This window comes from Saccharopolyspora antiqui (assembly GCF_052246905.1).
In the GTDB taxonomy this organism is placed as follows: domain Bacteria; phylum Actinomycetota; class Actinomycetes; order Mycobacteriales; family Pseudonocardiaceae; genus Saccharopolyspora.
Genome location: NZ_JBQQBO010000001.1, coordinates 820,044 through 836,420 on the forward strand (window position 1 = coordinate 820,044; position 16,377 = coordinate 836,420).

Sequence of the window (16,377 nt, forward strand, 5' to 3'; positions counted from 1 at the left end):
GGAGGGTTGCGAAGCCATGCACGGAGTTCGCCGACGCCGCATGCCTTGTCCGCGTGGAGTTTCGCGGGCTTGAAGCGGCGTGGCCCTCGCTGGGACCGGATCGCGGGAATGGCTAACACCAACGGCTTGAGCGCGGCGCTGTCGTGGGTGTTCGCAGCGGAGATCCCGCACCACAGGTCAAGGACCAGTACCGCCGGCGGCAGGTGATCGGGATGGCGGCGCTATGGCCGGACCGTCGTCGAGAACAAGATCAGAAACAGAGATCCAACTGATTGATGCACCACCGATGGTTAATCACAGCAAGACAAACGGCGAGACACGGGCACACTCGTTCTAGTGGTTTTTTCAACAAGTAGTACCGCGGGTTTTTCCGCCGCACCCCGTCTGGCGCAATAGGTTCACCTGATGGGTAGATTGTCAGCGCCACTACTAGGGCTACACTCCTTTCAGAAAACGATATAAAAAGGACATAAGGGCGGCACCCAAAAAAGACGTCCAGCCACGCTTGTCAATGTCGATTCCGTTGTAGGCTTGGGCGCCGATTTCGACGCTTTCGTGGGCGTGACCGAAAGACGACCACCATGCGCACCCGAGCGGGCCCGTTGCTCCCTAGGTTATTTGGCCAGACCGCTCCCTATCCAGGAGGTGAATCCCAGTCGAAATGCTGCCGATGGCTGGGGGTGTTCCGGATCGCACCGCTGGGTCGATCCGCAGGTTGGCGCTAATCGACAATGCCATAAGCTATCTTGAGAGGACAAGGATGCCTGAAGGTTCCACGGCGACCCGCGAAGGTTCGCATGAGAAAAATTCCCCCGAGCCGACCGAATGGCAACTAATTCGGTTGGATGAACTGCCGACCGCCATTCTGTCGATAAAATCTTTGTTGATTGATGGTTCGCCACGGCGAGCCGGTGCGAATGATGAGCACATCAGGCTGCTCGCCGAGTCGGAAGAACGATTACCGCCCATTATCGTACACGGTCGATCCGGGCGGGTCATCGATGGAGTGCACAGGGTTCACGCCGCAACCCTACGTGGCGAAGACAAAATTGAAGCAAGGGTGTATGACGGGACGGATGGCGACGCTTTCCTGCTCGCAGTGCAGATGAACATAGCGCACGGATTGCCGCTGACCCGTGCTGATCGGACCACGGCAGCGGCCCAGATTATTCAGTTGCACCCGCAGTGGTCGAACCGGAGGATCGCCACCGTTACTGGTCTCTCCGCAGGGACGGTCGGTAAGCTGCGCTGGCGTTCAAATTCGCACGACGCCCAGTCGACCACGAGGGTGGGTAAGGATGGCCGAGCGCGGCCTGCCAGCAGCTCCGCGGTCAGACCGAAGGTCGCCAAGCTGCTGGCCGAGAAGCCCACCGCGTCGATCCGCGCCATTGCGAAGGAGGCCGGTGTGTCGCACTCCACCGTGCATGACGTGCGGCAGCGCATGCGTGCAGGCCAGGATCCAACATTGCAGCGGCAGGGAGCCCAAGAACCATCGGCCACACCCCGACCGCCGGAGATCTGCGCTCCGCTAGAAACGACCGAGAAGCCGGGCCCCACATGTGGTGGTGACCTTGCCGCCATCCTGGACAATCTGAAGGCAGACCCATCGCTGCGGTTCAAAAAGGCGGGTCGGTTTCTGCTCCGGTGGTTGGACCAGCACCGGGTAGAAGTGACGGCACCCAAAGAGATCGCCGAAATGGTGCCCGACCACTGCGCGGGCTTGGTGGCGAAACTGGCACGCGGGTACGCACGGGTGTGGAGCGAATTCGCAGCACAGCTCGAAGAACGCTGACTCCTCCGGTTTTCGCGATTGCCCGTTTAGTACTACTCACGTGCACCGATGCAGTCGGCGAGAAGGTTTGGGAGCGGCCATGGGTCGGCCAGTGATTCGGACTATCACATTGGGACTCGCGGGTCCCCACCCGCTATCCGGGCCTAGACTCGCGGACGCTGCCACCCGGCTGCGGGTGGTGGAGGCCGCCTACCGGCAAGCCGGCTACGAGGTGCAGACCGTCCGCATCACCACCCCTCCGGTGTTTGACGACTTCCCGGGCCAACCCGACGAGCTGATCTCCTACGCCCACCGCTTACAAGCTGACCTCGATCGCCTCGGCATCGACCACTTCTCGTTAGGGCCAGTGCGGGCAACACGGCGGGATATCCTGCTGGAGCAGATCGCGGTGATCGAAGACCTGATACCGGACCTCCCTGCGCTGAACTGCGCCGTCCAGATTGCCACGGCACAGCACGGCATCCTGGTCGATGCGGTGATGCCGACGGCCCGCACGATGCTCCGGATCGCGCGGCGGACCGAGGCAGGAATAGGCAACTTCCGGTTTGCGGCTCTTGCCTGCGTGCCGTCCGGCCACCCATTTTTTCCAGCCAGTTACCACCAGGGACCGGACGCACTCACAATCGGCCTGCAGGGAGCCGGAATCGTGACTGCTGCGCTCTCCCACAGCAATGGCCTCAACCCTGCGTCGATCACTGTGCGAGTGCGCGAAGCGATGATCACCGAAGCGACCCCAGTGGTGCGACTCGGCCAGCGACTGGCTGAGGAGTCCGGGCTGCGATTCGGTGGCATCGACCTCTCACCGGCACCGTCGGTCGACACCAGCATCGGTGCGGCCGTAGAACTCGGCCTCGTCGGCAGGTTCGGTGCTCCCGGCACGGTCGCGGTGGTTGGAGCGATCACCGAGGCCCTGCGCAGCACGAACCTGCCGACATGCGGCTACAACGGACTGATGTTACCGGTCATGGAGGACGCCGTACTGGCGCGTGAGTGGGCCGAGGGTCGCCTCAGGATGCACCAGTTGCTGGCCTACTCAACGGTCTGCGGAACCGGCTTGGACACCGTGCCGTTGCCGGGGAACACCCCCGTCAACGACATCTCCGGTCTGCTGCTGGACATGGCTACTCTCGCCATCCGGCTAGCCAAGCCGCTGTCCGCACGGCTCTTCCCGTTGCCCGGCAAGCAATCCGGTGACCACACCACATTCACTTCGCCGTACCTGATCAACCTGCGCCTGCCGTGACCTCGAAGAGACCGATTTTCGGGCCGGGTTCGGTTAATTCTTGTGGTGCAGCTGGCGCAGGAGGTCGTAGTTCGACGGCAAGTCCGCGACCAGCGTCTGCTGCTGGTGCTTCACCTTGGCGAACAGCAGGTCCGCGGCCTGGATGGACTCCGGTTTGTAAGTCAGCGCAGGCAGTGGCCGGTCGGGCAGCATCCCCATCCCGGTGAAAATGCAGTAATAGCTACCGTTGGTCCAGAAATTGTTGAACTCCGCCTCGAAGTTGCCGTAATAACCGCGCTCGTCGGTCAGCGGCGGGTTCACGGGCACACCCGCTTTGTACATGGCCACCTTCTGAAGGATTCCATCGGTCAGCGCCAGTTCCTTGTTGGCCCGCCAGAACGGCGTGTCGGTGCGCGGCGAGTAATAGAAGTGCGCCTGCAGGAAGTCGCGTGTCTCGTCGAAAGTGGTCTCTATCTGGTGGTTGAACCGGTCCACCAACACCGGGTCGAATCGGCGGTCCGGGAAGTGTTTAGCCAGCTGGTAGATGGCCGCGTAAATGAAGTAGATCCCGGTTGACTCCAGTGGTTCCAGGAAGCAGGAGGCCAGACCGATGCTCACGACATTGTTCACCCAGGCTCGGCGGTTACGACCGACCCGGAACCTGATCTGATTCAATGGCGTGGTTTCCGGGTCCAAGCCCCACAGTTTGCAGAAGTCCTCGGTGGCCTGGTCCTGGCTGGCGAATTTGCTGGAATACACGTAGCCGGATCCGAACCTGCCCAGCAGCGGGATGCGCCAGGTCCAGCCAGACGGCATCGCGATCGCCGAGGTGTAGGGTTCGACGCCGTTCGCCTCGTCGTCGTGCGGCACCGAGGCTGCTACTGCGCTGTCGCACAGCAGGTGGTCGTTCATATCGATAAAGGGTTCGCCGAGGGCTTTATTGATCAGCAGCCCTTGGAAGCCGGAGCAGTCGATGAACAGGTCGCCGTCGAGGATGCGCCCGCCCTCGGTGATCAGCGCCGTGACAAAGCCCCGATCGTCCTTCTGGACCTGCCGCAAGGTGTCCTGGACGTGCACGACACCCTGCTTTTCAACGGCGAAGCGGCGCAAGAAGTCGGCGACCAGCTGCGCGTCGAAGTGCCACGCGTAGTGGGTGGCCGGCTCGCCGTCCAACGAGCGCGGCGCCTTCTTCGCATCCATGATCGCTGGTTCCCGGAAGCAGGCGTAGTCAAAGGGTTCATCCGTATCGCCGCGCAGTCGCTTGTAGGACCAGTAGTGCGACAGCGGGATCTGCTCCTGCGAAGGCAGCAGCCCGAACGGGTGGTAGAAATGGTCCGGCTGGCCTTGCCATCTGCGGGCGGTGTGACTGCCCTCGCCCGGGGTGCGCCAGTTGATGAATTTGACCGCCGTCTTAAAGCTGGCATTGCACTCGCGCATCCACTCGTCCTCGGGGATGCCGAGGTAGTCAAACACGACCCGGTGCAGATTCGGCACCGTCGCCTCGCCGACACCTATCGTCGGTATGGTGGTTGCCTCCAACAGGGTGATCTCCACCGTGCGTTGCAGGGCCTTGCTGAGATACGCGGCAGTCATCCATCCCGCAGTGCCTCCGCCGAGAATCACGACCTTCTTGAGCCTGTGGTCCACTTGCTGTCTCCGATCTGCAGGCTGCCCAGGGCACTTTCTATTTCGGTACGAGTCGTACTGGTAATTTGCGAAGTCCCCACGTGAAGTTGGAGGCGTTGTACTGCGGTTCTCCGCACAGTTCGATCTTTTCGACCCGGTCGAGGAGAACACTGAGGAAAACGGTGAGCTCCAGTCGTGCCAGCCGGGCACCCAGGCACAGGTGGCGACCGGCGCCGAAAGTAATGTGGCGATTGGGCGAGCGATCCACCACGAACCTGTCGGCGTCGGTGAACACGGCCTCGTCCCGGTTGGCCGAGACGTTCCAGATGGTGATGCGGTCGCCGACTCCGAGCGGCTGGCCGCGGATGGTGGCCGGCCGGGTTACGGTACGCAGTGCGTGCACGCCCGGCACCGTCCACCGTAAGATCTCCTCGACGGCGTCCGGGATCGCGGCCGCGCCGCCGGTGCGTAGCGTCCGCCACTGGTCGGGATTTTCGGCCAACGCGAGCACGCCGCCGGCCGTCGAGTATCGGGTCGTCTCGTTGGCGCCGGCGAGCACGCCGTTGCAGTTGAAGACGATCTCCTCATCGGTGAGCAGCCGGTCCTGGTCGGGCACGTCGGTGGCCCGCCGATCGCGCGCTACCCGGCTGATGAAGTCCTCGCCGGAGCCGCCCCGGCGCTGCCGCAGCAGGTCGTCGAAGTAGAGGAAGATTTCGCAGTGAGCGCCGCTGCGGGTCTCCTCGTCCTCTCCCTCGAACGCGTTGGTGGTCGTCCTGCCGACCCAGGCCCAGTCCTCGCGGGGCAGGTCCATCACCGCACACACCACGTAGTTGGGGATCAGCTTGGCCACATCGAGGAAATCGATCTCGCCCGCCTCAACGGCGTCGGCCACCACCTCGCGCACCACGTCCCGCACCAGTCCTTCCAGCCGGGACATCTCGGTGGCACCGAAGGTTTTGGACAGCACTCGCTTGAGGTGGGTGTGGTCGGGTGGATCGGACACTATGAGCATTCGCTGTGACACCGCGGATACTGCGTCGTCATTGCTGCCGAGCCGCATGCCGAACCGGGAACTGAACGACTCGGCGTCGGCATAGACGGCGGTCACGTCGTCATAGCGGGTGACGACCCAGAAACCGGAACCCTCAGCGTCCGGATGCCAGTGCACCGGGTCATTGGCTCGCAACCAGGCCAGCACCCCCCAGAACTTGTTGCTGGAGAACAGTTCGGGGTCGGTGAGGTCCACGATCGGCGCTTCGATCACTGGGTGCTTCCCTTCGTGTCGATTGGCGACTGACAAGCCATCGAGCGCAGCAGTTCCAGCGCGGGACCAGGCGTCTCCAGACAGAAGTAGTGGCCACCGGGAAACAGCCGTTCCTGGAACTCACCGCCCGCATAGTCCCGCCAGCCGGCCACGTGCTCGTGCGAGACGGTGAGGTCATCCCGACCACCCCACGCCTCCAGCAGGCAGTCGACCACCGGCTGGTCAGGTTCGGCGAAGCTGAGCGACAACCGGGCGTCCTGCCGTAGGACTTCGAGCATCAACTCCCGGCTGTCCTCATCCATGTCCTCGGCGCTCAGCCCGCGGGCGTCAAGCAGGTTGGTCAGCTCGCCCTCATCGTCGGCCAGGCCGCGGCCCGCGCCGACCCACTCCCTGGGCGGCCTGCACGCCGCCACCACGAGGGCACGCGGCCAGGTTCTCCACTGCCGCCACAGCGATCTGGCGACCTCGTAGGCAAGCAGCCCGCCGAAACTGTGCCCGAAAAGGATGGTCGGGTGGTCGGTGGGGACTAGGCCGGTCAGCTCGGCCACCACCGCCCCGACTGCTTCCCCCATCGTGGACGGTTCTGGATCCGCCCATCGGGTTTCCCGGCCCGGCAGCTGAACCCCGACCACTGAGACGTCGTCGCCCAGCGCGGTTTGCCACGCTCCGAACTGCCTACATCCCGCGCCCGCTGGCGGCACGCATACCAGCAGTGGGTGCTTGTCGGGGCGTGGATGCCAGGGCACCAGCCAGGAGCCACCCATCACGAGTCTCCCAACTGGGCCAGCGCGAGCAGGTCCAACTCACGGGCCAAAGCGGCGACGGTCGGCTCGGCTAGTAGATGCTTCACCGACACTGGCAGTCCGGTGTGCCGGCGCAGGGCTCCGACCACACGTGCAGCCAGCAACGAGTGGCCGCCAAGCTCGAAGAAGTTCGCCTCGACGTCGTGGACGGGATGCGGCAGCAGGTTGCTCCAGACCTCGCAGACCTGATGCTCGCGTTCGGTGCCAGGGGCCCGTCCCGTGGTCACCACGCGGGAAGTCCGAGCCAGCTCTGCCCGGTCGATCTTGCCGGTAGGCAACGCCGGCAGCACGCTGACCACTTCCACCGCCGAAGGCACCATGAAGTCGGGCAACCGGGAGGCGCAATGTTCGCGGATCTGCTTCGTGCACTCGGCCTCATCCGTACCGGGCGCTGTGGTCACGGTCAGGCCCAGACTGTCCCCTGTGGACATCACGTACGCGGCGGCCGCCCGCACGACGTCGATGCCCAGGGCGGTCCTCTCAAGCTCGCCGACCTCGACCCGGAAGCCGCGCACCTTGACCTGCTCGTCGGCCCTGCCACGGAACTCCAGTTGCCCATCACGTCGTTCCCGGACCAGGTCACCGGTGCGGTACATGCGGGCGTCGCCGCCCAGGAACGGATCGGGCAGGAACCGCTGTTCGGTCAGACTGGGACGGTTGCGGTAGCCGCGCGCCACCGCGGGGCCACCAACGTACAGTTCACCCTCGGTGCCGCGGTCGACCGGCCAGCCGTTCTCGTCCAGCACATAGGTTAGGTAGCCGGGCAGCGCTCGGCCGATGGTCGCCGGGTCGTCGCCATGGCTGCTATCGGCCCAGGTGGCAGCGATCGTCGTCTCGGTGGGGCCGTACACGTTGAGCACGCGAGGGATGTGCGAGAGCCGGGTGAGCAGGCTCGGCGGGCAGGGCTCGCCGGCTACCACGACCACATCCGCGGCGGGGATCCGCTCCAGAGCCGACACCAGGGTCGGGGTGAGGCACACGGTCGTCGGTTCGTGCTCGGCGACGAGAGCAGACAGGTCGCCGGAGCCTGCTGCGGCCGCGAAGTCGATGACTGCCATGCCCTGTCCGTGCAGCAGGTACAGCAGTGTGCACCACAGCCAGCCGTCGAACGCGGGGGAGACCGCGTTGATGGCCATGCCGCCCGGCTTGAGTTCGAGGCTCGCGAGTGCGTCGAGGAAGATCCCGAGGTTGCGGTAAGTTACTTCCACACCCTTGGGCCAGCCCGTGGTGCCTGAGGTATAGACCATGTAGGCGCAGTCGTCCGGATTCGGCGTCACCGGGCCGGTCGGCCATGCACCAGTGACCTCTGAGCTGATCGTGCGGACCCGCCGCGGCGCCGCGCCTGCTGGGAGCTGATCGGCCAGCAGCAGCTGTGCGCCGGCGTCGCGCAGCATGAAGTTGATCCGGTCCACCGGATGCCGCTCGTCGACAAGCACTGCTGTGGCGCCGAGCGACCAGACGGCGAGCAGGGCGGGCAGCCCGAGCCGGGATCTGCCCAGGAACAGCCCGACGGAGGTCTGCGGACCAACCCCCTCAGCCGCTAACTTGCCGGTGAGCATCCGCGTCCGATCCTCCAGTTCAGCGAAACTGAGGACTCCGTCGAATGCGCAGACAGCAGTTCGCGCGCCACTGCGTTCTGCCCACTTCGACACCGCAGCGGCCAATCGGTCGGTTCCGGACACAGCCGAAGGATATTCCGCAAATTGCATCATTTGCTCTCCTTGCGCACGCGAGCGCCAGCGCACTGATAAGTTCGCACAACCGGAAGAAATCCCGCGAGCGGTCAATTAAATATACCGAAAATGCGAGTTAACACAAACCCGCCAGCATGATCCTGTCATCCGTTTCGGACGATCTGATTCAGTCGCGAACAAGGACACGTGGTTCGACGCAAGCGCCTTGACAACAATTGTTGGATACCCGACGGACGTTCACAAGAACCAGGGCGTGTCCAAGTGTGAAAATTCCGTGCTCGGTCAGCGGGAATCCAGCATTCGACGCGGACCGACCCGCCACCTCAGGTGACTGGGGTAGCCCAGAACGGGTTACGACCGACCAGACACAGCAGCCGATCGAAATCGCTGGCGTTGGAAACAGGCTCGACGACCGGGCCGAATGCTCCCCCGGGACCGCGGGCATCGTCGGGGATCCGGGACGCGATCCCGAGCGCGGCGCTGGACAGCTCAGCTGGCGGCTGGAACGGTACCCCGATGGACCTGGCCACATCCCAGCCGTGCACCAAGGAATCGGTGAAGTGGAAGCTGATCGCCACCAGCGCGGGTAGCGGTCCCGGCAGTTCTTCCAGCACCATCCGGCGGTCGGCGATGTCCTCGACCAGGTACGCCGCGACGGCCAAGTCAGCGGAGTCCCGGTAGATCGCCGCTGGATCGGCACCGAGCTCGCCGCCGTCCAACGGGCAGGCTGCGTCGGCCTCCTCGCCCCTGGCCGCGGCCGCGAATCGCTTATTCTGACTGATCATGTGGCGCAGCAGGTCGCCCACGGTCCATGCCGAGCACGGCGTCGGCAGGCCGAGTTGTTCTGGCCGGACGGCGGCAATCACCTCACTGGCCAGGGCCAGCGCCCGACGGTTCGACGGCCGCAAATCCATGCGCCGTCGAGTCCCCGCATCGTCAGGCCGCTTCAGATTACTCACCGACTTGGTTGTTGACGATGACTCCATCTCGCAGCAGGCGGGTGAGCTCGCGCCTGCGGACCTTCCGCGTCGCAGTGTAGGGCAGCTGCTCGTACCGGCACTGCACTACCGGAGCCATCGTCGGCAGGTCTCGGGTCGCCTGCTGCCAACGCTCCTCGCCCAATGGCTGTTCTCCCGTCGTCGCCACCACCGGAACCGGCTGGCCGTGGGCCCCGGCCACAATCACCACTTCGCGCAGTTCGTCCAGCCGGGACATGAGGAGGTCCTCGATCTCCAGGTTGCTTTTCATCGACTCGATCTGGTCGACCTCCCGGTCGCGCAGGTACAGCCGGCCCCATCGATCCAGGTAGCCCATATCGCCCATACGCCACCAGCCATCGTGCACTTCCCTGGCGTAGCGCTTCTCCTCGCCGAGGTAGGTCAGGATCTGGCTTGGGCCGCGCACCTCGATATGACCGGGTTGGCCGGCGCGCCGTCGGCGACCGTCGGGGCCGACAATGCGCATCGAGATGAAGCCGAACAGCGGGAAACCGACGCACTGGCCGATGGCGCTGGGGGCGCTGCGCCGCGTGTACCAGTAGCCTGATACCGGACCGATTTCCGACTGGCCGTAGAACCGGAAGAACAGTGGTCGGGACCGATTGGATGCATTCAGCATCCGGCTGATCGTCCTCGGGTGGATTGCGTCGAATGCTGCGTTGAAGAAGCGCACACTGGACAGTGGTGCGCCGGGCGCATCGGCCAGTACTTCCCAGTCGACGAAGGTGTTTGGGTGGGTCTCCAGGAATCCCGGCCGGGTCCGTACCAGCAGCGGGCCGATCTTCGCCGGGTCCGGGTCGACGGCCACCACCATTGAGTTTCCCCGACTGAAGAACATCTCCAGTGCCATGTAGAACCGGGCGTGCACCAGAGTCATGCTCAGTGCAGCCTTCTCCCGGCCGCGGATCGGCCAGGCAATGAGCTTCTGCGGGGCCTGCCGGTGCCAAAAACCCTCCGGGCAGTGCACGGCGAGCTTCGGTAGTCCGGTGGTGCCCGAGCTGTGCGTGATCACCATTGGGTCGTGCGGGCGCTGGCGCACCGGCTGACGCCGAGGTGCACCGGCGTGCGAGCTCAGCGAGACCGCGTCCGGGCGCGACGCTCCCGCGGACAGCAGGACCGCCCGAGTGATGTCGGCGACCGGCACCTCCCGCAGCTTGCCGTCCAGCGTGTCACCGTCCGTAATCAGCCAAGGCTGGCCGATCCGGTCCAGTAGCTTGGCGACCACGTCCCCATCCAGAGCCGGGGACAGCAAGGCGGGCACGGCACCGATCCGGGCAGCCGCGCAGGCCAGCAGCACGATGTCGAAGTTGTCGGTCTTGTAGATCGCCACCCGCTCGGACGGCCGAATCCCCGCCGCCCCTAGCCGCGCGGCCAGCTCGTCGACCAGCCCGGCCAGCTGCGTGACCGTGAAGTGCAGCCCGTCCTCGGCGAAGCACTGCAACGGACGGTCGAGCTCCACTTCGGTCCCGGGGTGCTTGCGCGCAGCGTCGCTGAAGATCTCGCCGAGCCAGAGACCTTTTCCGCTGAGAAGCCGCCGAAACGTGGAATGCCACAGCCCACCCAGCCGGATGAATCCGTCGTCGGCGCGGCCAGATCCGTTCTGCTTTAGGTTCATCGCATGTACTCCTCGAAGGCCACAGATATCGCGAAAGCCGCCGACATCGCCGTCGCAACGATCACGCAGATGGGGCCCCTCCCCCATCTCGGACGAAACGCGTTCGGCTCCGTCAAAGTTCATCTTGATGAGTTCGGTAGCTGATGCGCGCTCCTTGCGGTCGGTAGTACTCAGTGGACACTTGAGCCGTCGCTCGCCCGGAACTCGGCCAGCACGCCGTCCCACAGACCGATGCGGGCGCGGATCGCCTCGATGCTCACCCGCTCCGCCTCGGCTTCGCGGACCGGGTCGCCGTCGCACAGCGCCGCGAGCAGCCGCAACGCCAGCGGGCCGTGCTCGTCGTGGTCCAGCGCGATGTGACGGTCGAGGTAGTGCCGGAACACCGGGGCGTTCGCCAGCACATCTTCGACGTTGGCGCGCACCTCGGAGAACACGTCCGGCAGCAGGTTCTCCCGGCCGTGGCAGAACGACGAAGCTACCTCGTGGGGGGCGCCCTGCAACGCCACCTCCAGCGTGTGGCCGACGAACTTGCGCACGCCGTCCGGGATGCGCGGATCATCCAGCGCTGTCAACGGGTCGACCCCGCTGTCGAGCGCGGTGAGGAAGACATCGATCGGGCCGGTGTCGGCGCCGAGCTCGGCCATCGCGCGGAGGTACAGCTCGAAATGGCTGACGTAACCGCCATCGATGTCCTCGTCGGTCTCCTCAGCGAGGACGATCTCCATGATGAAACGGCCATGCTCGGCCTTGTTCCTCGGGCGCCACGGCAGGGTCACCGTGGTCACCTCGGTCTGCAGGCGCTTCAACAGCGTGAAGAAGTCCCACACGGCGAACACGTGGTGCTTCATGAAGATCCGCAGCTTGTCCTCGGTGTCGATCTGCGTGTAGAGCGGGTGGTCGATCAGCTCGGCTCGGATGGTGTCGAAATCGGTGACTGCGGTCATCTCTGTCCTTCTTCCCGAAATTGTCAGTCATGGCGGCATCGCTTTTCCCGCCAGTTCGTGCACTCAGCATCGACACCGGGACTGTTCACAGGGTTGGCGCGGTGGTCGCGACGGCGCCGAAGTTCAGATGGCGCTCAGTACCTGGATCCTGGTTCGCACTGTGGACAGTAGGCGCGGTCCACAGTGCGAACCAGCGTGACCACACCGTCTTCCGGTGCGGAGGATCGGTCATCATCTGCGCCGCAGCTAGTACAGCTTTTGTCCCTTGGCCCGAGCCTTGAGTGCCTCCTTGGCGTTGCCGATGATCAGTTCGCGCAGCTTGGGGTCACCTTCACGCATTGCCCAACGCACTGTCTTGATAAACCGCATTGGCGTGGGGTTGATGAAGCGCTGTCCCCGTTCAGCGAAACCGAAATGCTTGGGTATGAAGTCGGCCTCGCGCAGTTGGGTGTAGATGTTGTCGGCTGCCTGACTCGGGCTGAGCATGCCCTGCTCAACCGAGTCGCACTGGCTGACCATGGATCCGAAAAACTTCGCGAAACCATCATGGTCCGGCCAGTACAACCCCAGGTGCGGTGGTTCTTCCAAGGCCATGAAGTGTTCGTCGCGGCCGTCCTTGGTGAACCCGGTGATGGCCTTGGACAATCGATAGCTGCCGGCATTCGTACCACTCGCCCAGGCACGAAACACCGCGGTCCACAGGTCGTAGTCGCACCAGGAGATGAAGGCTGCGTTGACCAGCTCGTCGTTGTGGTCGAGTAGGCGCTGCTGCAACCGGTTGACGTACTCGAAGCGTTCGGCGGAGAAGTCGTCGTCCTTGACAGCGCGTATCAATCGCCAGGACAGGGAGTTCACCGCCTCTGCGGTGTTGGACAGACCGCGAGAGAACAGCGGGTCGATGAAGCCGGCCGCGTGCGCGAGCAGGCACCACCGGTCACCCACGGTTTTGCTTGACGAGTACTGCAGCCGAGGCGTCGAAACCCATTCTCGCGCCGGCTTGGCGCCGTCGTACTGTCGGGCGACATCCGGGAACCGTGCGGCGTGCCGGTAGAAATCCTCCTCGGGTGAGATGTCGGTAGGCTTGGGATACCGGCGCTCGTCGAGGGTCAAGCCCACGCTACACAGGGGGTTGCTCGACAATTTGTTGTTGTCGAAGGCAATGACCCAGAACCAGCCCCGTTCGAACATGTGGTGGACAGTGCCTTCATACCAGGGCACCGGCGGCTGGTGCTTGCGCGGGCGGTCGAGCACTTTGTCCGTTGGTGTGACGTCAAGCATGTGGTTCCACAGGGACCGGGAATGGTGCTTGAACCTGCAGGGGTCCTCCCGCAGCCCGAACTTCTCCGCTAGGGGGGAGCGGAAACCGCTGGCGTCCACCAGATAACGGGCGCGGAACTGCTCACCGTTGACCGTATCGATAGTCACGCCTGAGTCGTCGAATTCCACATCGGCCACTCGACAGTTCTGCCGCGCCGTGCAGCCATAGCGTATCGCAACGCGGAACAGGTAGGCGTCAGTGTCCTGCCGGTGTAGATGTGCGGCCTCGTGCAGCAGCCCGGGGGTGTTGAACTGGCTGACCTCTCGTGGGTCCTGCGGCTCGTTCTCGTGATGCAGCAGGAAGCCGAAGTGCTTCTTCACCCCGAAGGTGTTACCGATGGTGCGGCTCGTGTCGGTGAAGGTTGCCAACACTTTGATCTCTGGCACGTCATATCGATCAGCGAGGATCCGCAGGGTGAGCAGAGTGTAGGGAATGGTCGACTCACCGACGGCGAACCGGGGGTGCTGGCCGGCGTCGATAAGCAGTACCTTGACACCGTGACGGGCCAGGATGGCACCGAGCATCGACCCGCCGATACCAGTACCGAGAATCGCGACGTCGTAGGGTGTCTTGTTGTTACTGCGGCGTTGTGTGTTCACCGTTTCATTACTCCGTCCGCGATCGTGGTGCCCGGCCGAGAAGATGGACGCATTGACGTGTTGTTGGTATCAGGCACTGTTGGTTGGTCACCCCGTCCCCTTCGGAAGCGCTGCGTCCGGCCAATTGGAATAGCCACGATGCCAATACATGAGCGGACGACCGGCCAGTGGGGGCACGCCGCCTACGATCATGCCGACCAGGATGGCATGATCGCCGACCTGGAGGTCGGCCACGATGCGACATTCTGCGTGCACGAGTGCGTCGGTGGTCAGCAACGGTAGTTCGAGCACGGCGCTCGGTTCCCAGAAGACTCCGTCAAACTTGCTAGCGGAGCGGGAAGCGAACAATTGAGACACCCCGCTGCGATCCTCGCGTAGTACATTGACAACAAAGCCACGGCTACCGCGCAGCGCGCGCAGACTTTCGTTGAGCAAATTGACGCATACCAGTACCAGCGGTGGGTCCTGGGACAGACTGCAGACCGCGTTACAGGTCAGCCCACGCGGCTCGTTGTCCTCGTCAATCGCACTGACCACACAAACACCGGTCGGCAGGCTTCCCATAATCGCACGAAAGGTACCGCTGTCGACCGGTTGCATGTCGTTCCCCATCAAGGCGAGCGAGACAATGCTGGGCTGGACGGGGATAGCCGGGTGCGCTGACGGGTCGTCGAGCATTGACATGACCTCTCCTCTTCGGTACTAGGGGACGGCGATCGAAGAAGGCACCTGATATCAGTATTCAGCCACGCGTAGACCGTCGTAGGTGCTTCCCTATCTGTCCTTCATCGCTTCAGGTACCGGCGTATGGCTTGTGCAGCATCACAGTTCCCTATGGCACGCGAGCGCTGGCGACGCCAAACAACAGCTTCCGTACCGGCATACCATTTATGCTGATCGTGGCACCCGGATCGGCCCGAGAGTAGTCGGTAATGCGATCAACTCAGTACTCAACGAAAACCTAATTCCTGCTTTACATGTCGTCAAGCGTTGACTCGTCGTGACATCTCAGCTTCTTTCATGATCGGGCTGGCGGAAGGCTTCCGGCTCAGCAGTTCGCTAGCCTTACTCGACCCGCGCGGGGCTGTGCAGCGGCGGCGCTGAGCCGTCCTTGCCTACCTTGCGGGTGGTCGACTGGGCATTTTGCGCAGTCGACCACCCGACACCTCTTACCGACAGTCCTTGCTAAAGGGTCGGCGAAAGCGGCGGTCTGCTGGGTTAGATTACAGATCCCTCTCGGATTCTCCATGCTCAGACGTGAAGCGACGGACCCTAGCCGACTGGGGCCAACCCCAGAGCGACACGGCCGGTGAAGAGGTGCTGACGTTTCTCTTGAAGAGGGTGGTACTGGCTTCCGTGTACGTCGCGCAGCAGGCGCTCCAGTCCAACGCTGCGAAAGTAGGCGCCGCCACCTGCCACCTCAAGCGCCTTCTCCACAGTTTGGACGCAGGCATTGGCAGCGATTGTCTTGCGGACCATCACGGCGTCGGCAGTCGCGACGGTCGGTTCGAACGCGTAGTCGTTGCACAGGTCCACCAAGTTCTGCACCGCGAGCTGCGCCGTCACCAAGGTATTTTCCATCTCGCCAAGCAGGTACGGCAGGTTGGGGTCGAGACCTCTCTTGCTTTTTTTACGCGCGATGCCGAGCGCCATATTTGAGGCGGCTTCCGCGATACCGGCGTAAACCGACATGATCAGCGGCTGGGAGATTGCGGCGACGGTGGTGAAGAAGACGTGCCACTGGCCCTTTGGACGGCGCAGCCAGACGTCGCTCTCCGGCACGAAGACATTATCGAGCAAGATGTCGTTGGAGCCGGTAGCGCGCATCCCCATAGTTTGCCAGTTATTCAGTACGGTCATGCCTTCTGCGGCAATAGGTACTGGAAAGTGCAGCGCGGTCGGTCCATCCTCAGGATCCTCATACACCGCACTGGTGAGAAGCAGCGTGCCGGCGGGAGAGCCGCTGCCAAAGATTTTGCGCCCGGTGATGCGGTAGCCACCCTCCACTTCTTTGGCCGTGCCGGAGGAGTCGACCCAGTCTGAAGCCCCGGTGCCGACCAAGACGATCTCGTCTTGAGCGACACGTCGCAGCAACGGCTCCACCGGTTCTCCCTGACGCCAGCGCCACAGAGCCGTGCCGAGGAGGTGGGTGTGCATCGACAGCGCGAGCGCGGTAGAACCGCAGTGCCGGGCCAGCTCGCGCAGCATGGCACTCAGCTCCGGGTGTGAGGCACCGCCGCCACCCAACTCAGTCGGCACACCGGCGGAGAAGAAACGGTGTGCCTTCAGCTCGGCATAGTTCTCGGCAGCGAATGCGTCTCTCTGGTCATAGTCAACCGCGCGCGCCGCGAACGCTGGCCCGACTTCGCGTGCCAGGGCCACCCAGTCCGTGCGACGCGGCGCCGCCTGCGCTTCGTCCACAACGCGCGTTGATGAGCTCATAGCATCTCCAATCAGCATGGTTCTCCTTACGGCTCTCCCATTCCTCGCGGCTATACGTCG

Annotated in this window: 12 protein-coding genes and 1 pseudogene; 2 read left to right on the forward strand and 11 right to left on the reverse strand. The window is 63.7% G+C overall.

Annotated features, from left to right (window positions below; translation table 11 throughout):
• Positions 1 to 8: 8 nt before the first annotated feature.
• Positions 9 to 182: pseudogene (locus tag ACTWQN_RS03605) on the reverse strand (IS5/IS1182 family transposase); the annotation flags it as partial.
• Positions 183 to 760: 578 nt separating this feature from the next.
• On the opposite strand from ACTWQN_RS03605, the gene ACTWQN_RS03610 reads away from it, so the two are divergent.
• Together ACTWQN_RS03610 and ACTWQN_RS03615 are read left to right on the forward strand one after the other, a co-directional pair.
• Entirely contained in the window at positions 761 to 1,792 is a 1,032-nt protein-coding gene (locus ACTWQN_RS03610) for a ParB/RepB/Spo0J family partition protein (protein ID WP_443201856.1), read from the forward strand.
• 79 nt (positions 1,793 to 1,871) lie between these two features.
• Positions 1,872 to 3,035, forward strand: a complete 1,164-nt coding sequence (locus ACTWQN_RS03615) for a DUF711 family protein (protein WP_443201857.1) — start codon at positions 1,872 to 1,874, stop codon at positions 3,033 to 3,035.
• Positions 3,036 to 3,068: 33 nt separating this feature from the next.
• On the opposite strand, the gene ACTWQN_RS03620 is transcribed toward ACTWQN_RS03615, so the two are convergent.
• The 10 genes from ACTWQN_RS03620 to ACTWQN_RS03665 all read right to left on the reverse strand — a co-directional run bounded on the left by ACTWQN_RS03620 (position 3,069) and on the right by ACTWQN_RS03665 (position 16,296).
• Positions 3,069 to 4,661 carry a tryptophan halogenase family protein gene (locus ACTWQN_RS03620; protein WP_443201858.1) on the reverse strand — a complete coding sequence of 531 codons (1,593 nt, stop codon included), beginning with the start codon at positions 4,659 to 4,661 and terminating at the stop codon, positions 3,069 to 3,071.
• A gap of 37 nt (positions 4,662 to 4,698) precedes the next feature.
• Positions 4,699 to 5,904 carry a cytochrome P450 gene (locus tag ACTWQN_RS03625; RefSeq protein ID WP_443201859.1) on the reverse strand — a complete coding sequence of 402 codons (1,206 nt, stop codon included), beginning with the start codon at positions 5,902 to 5,904 and terminating at the stop codon, positions 4,699 to 4,701.
• Complete coding sequence (locus tag ACTWQN_RS03630) at positions 5,901 to 6,668, reverse strand: thioesterase II family protein (RefSeq protein WP_443201860.1); 768 nt, start codon at positions 6,666 to 6,668, stop codon at positions 5,901 to 5,903. Before ACTWQN_RS03630 ends, ACTWQN_RS03625 begins: the two co-directional genes overlap by 4 nt.
• Entirely contained in the window at positions 6,668 to 8,389 is a 1,722-nt protein-coding gene (locus ACTWQN_RS03635; RefSeq protein WP_443201861.1) for a non-ribosomal peptide synthetase, read from the reverse strand. The genes ACTWQN_RS03630 and ACTWQN_RS03635 overlap by 1 nt, the downstream gene beginning before the upstream one ends.
• A gap of 335 nt (positions 8,390 to 8,724) precedes the next feature.
• Positions 8,725 to 9,387 carry a TIGR03086 family metal-binding protein gene (locus ACTWQN_RS03640; RefSeq protein ID WP_443201862.1) on the reverse strand — a complete coding sequence of 221 codons (663 nt, stop codon included), beginning with the start codon at positions 9,385 to 9,387 and terminating at the stop codon, positions 8,725 to 8,727.
• A complete protein-coding gene (locus ACTWQN_RS03645; protein ID WP_443201863.1) occupies positions 9,353 to 11,137 on the reverse strand; it encodes a class I adenylate-forming enzyme family protein in 1,785 nt (594 codons plus the stop codon). The genes ACTWQN_RS03640 and ACTWQN_RS03645 overlap by 35 nt, the downstream gene beginning before the upstream one ends.
• 47 nt (positions 11,138 to 11,184) lie before the next feature.
• A complete protein-coding gene (locus ACTWQN_RS03650) occupies positions 11,185 to 11,958 on the reverse strand; it encodes a DUF3050 domain-containing protein (RefSeq protein ID WP_443201864.1) in 774 nt (257 codons plus the stop codon).
• Positions 11,959 to 12,204: 246 nt separating this feature from the next.
• Positions 12,205 to 13,875: an NAD(P)/FAD-dependent oxidoreductase gene (locus ACTWQN_RS03655; protein ID WP_443201865.1), complete on the reverse strand. Its 1,671-nt coding sequence runs from the start codon at positions 13,873 to 13,875 to the stop codon at positions 12,205 to 12,207.
• Between the two features lie 87 nt (positions 13,876 to 13,962).
• On the reverse strand, positions 13,963 to 14,559 hold the full coding sequence (locus ACTWQN_RS03660; RefSeq protein WP_443201866.1) for a flavin reductase family protein: 597 nt from the start codon (positions 14,557 to 14,559) through the stop codon (positions 13,963 to 13,965).
• Between the two features lie 588 nt (positions 14,560 to 15,147).
• Positions 15,148 to 16,296: an acyl-CoA dehydrogenase family protein gene (locus ACTWQN_RS03665; RefSeq protein WP_443201867.1), complete on the reverse strand. Its 1,149-nt coding sequence runs from the start codon at positions 16,294 to 16,296 to the stop codon at positions 15,148 to 15,150.
• Positions 16,297 to 16,377 lie beyond the last annotated feature (81 nt).

Bases quoted from the DNA above. Each gene is read 5' to 3' on its own strand.
- ACTWQN_RS03640 (WP_443201862.1), bottom strand. From the start codon at position 9,387: ATGGAGTCATCGTCAACAACCAAGTCGGTGAGTAATCTGAAGCGGCCT.
- ACTWQN_RS03660 (WP_443201866.1), bottom strand. From the start codon at position 14,559: ATGTCAATGCTCGACGACCCGTCAGCGCACCCGGCTATCCCCGTCCAG.
- ACTWQN_RS03645 (WP_443201863.1), bottom strand. From the start codon at position 11,137: ATGAACTTTGACGGAGCCGAACGCGTTTCGTCCGAGATGGGGGAGGGG.
- ACTWQN_RS03630 (WP_443201860.1), bottom strand. From the start codon at position 6,668: ATGGGTGGCTCCTGGCTGGTGCCCTGGCATCCACGCCCCGACAAGCAC.
- ACTWQN_RS03610 (WP_443201856.1), top strand. From the start codon at position 761: ATGCCTGAAGGTTCCACGGCGACCCGCGAAGGTTCGCATGAGAAAAAT.
- ACTWQN_RS03650 (WP_443201864.1), bottom strand. From the start codon at position 11,958: ATGACCGCAGTCACCGATTTCGACACCATCCGAGCCGAGCTGATCGAC.
- ACTWQN_RS03615 (WP_443201857.1), top strand. From the start codon at position 1,872: ATGGGTCGGCCAGTGATTCGGACTATCACATTGGGACTCGCGGGTCCC.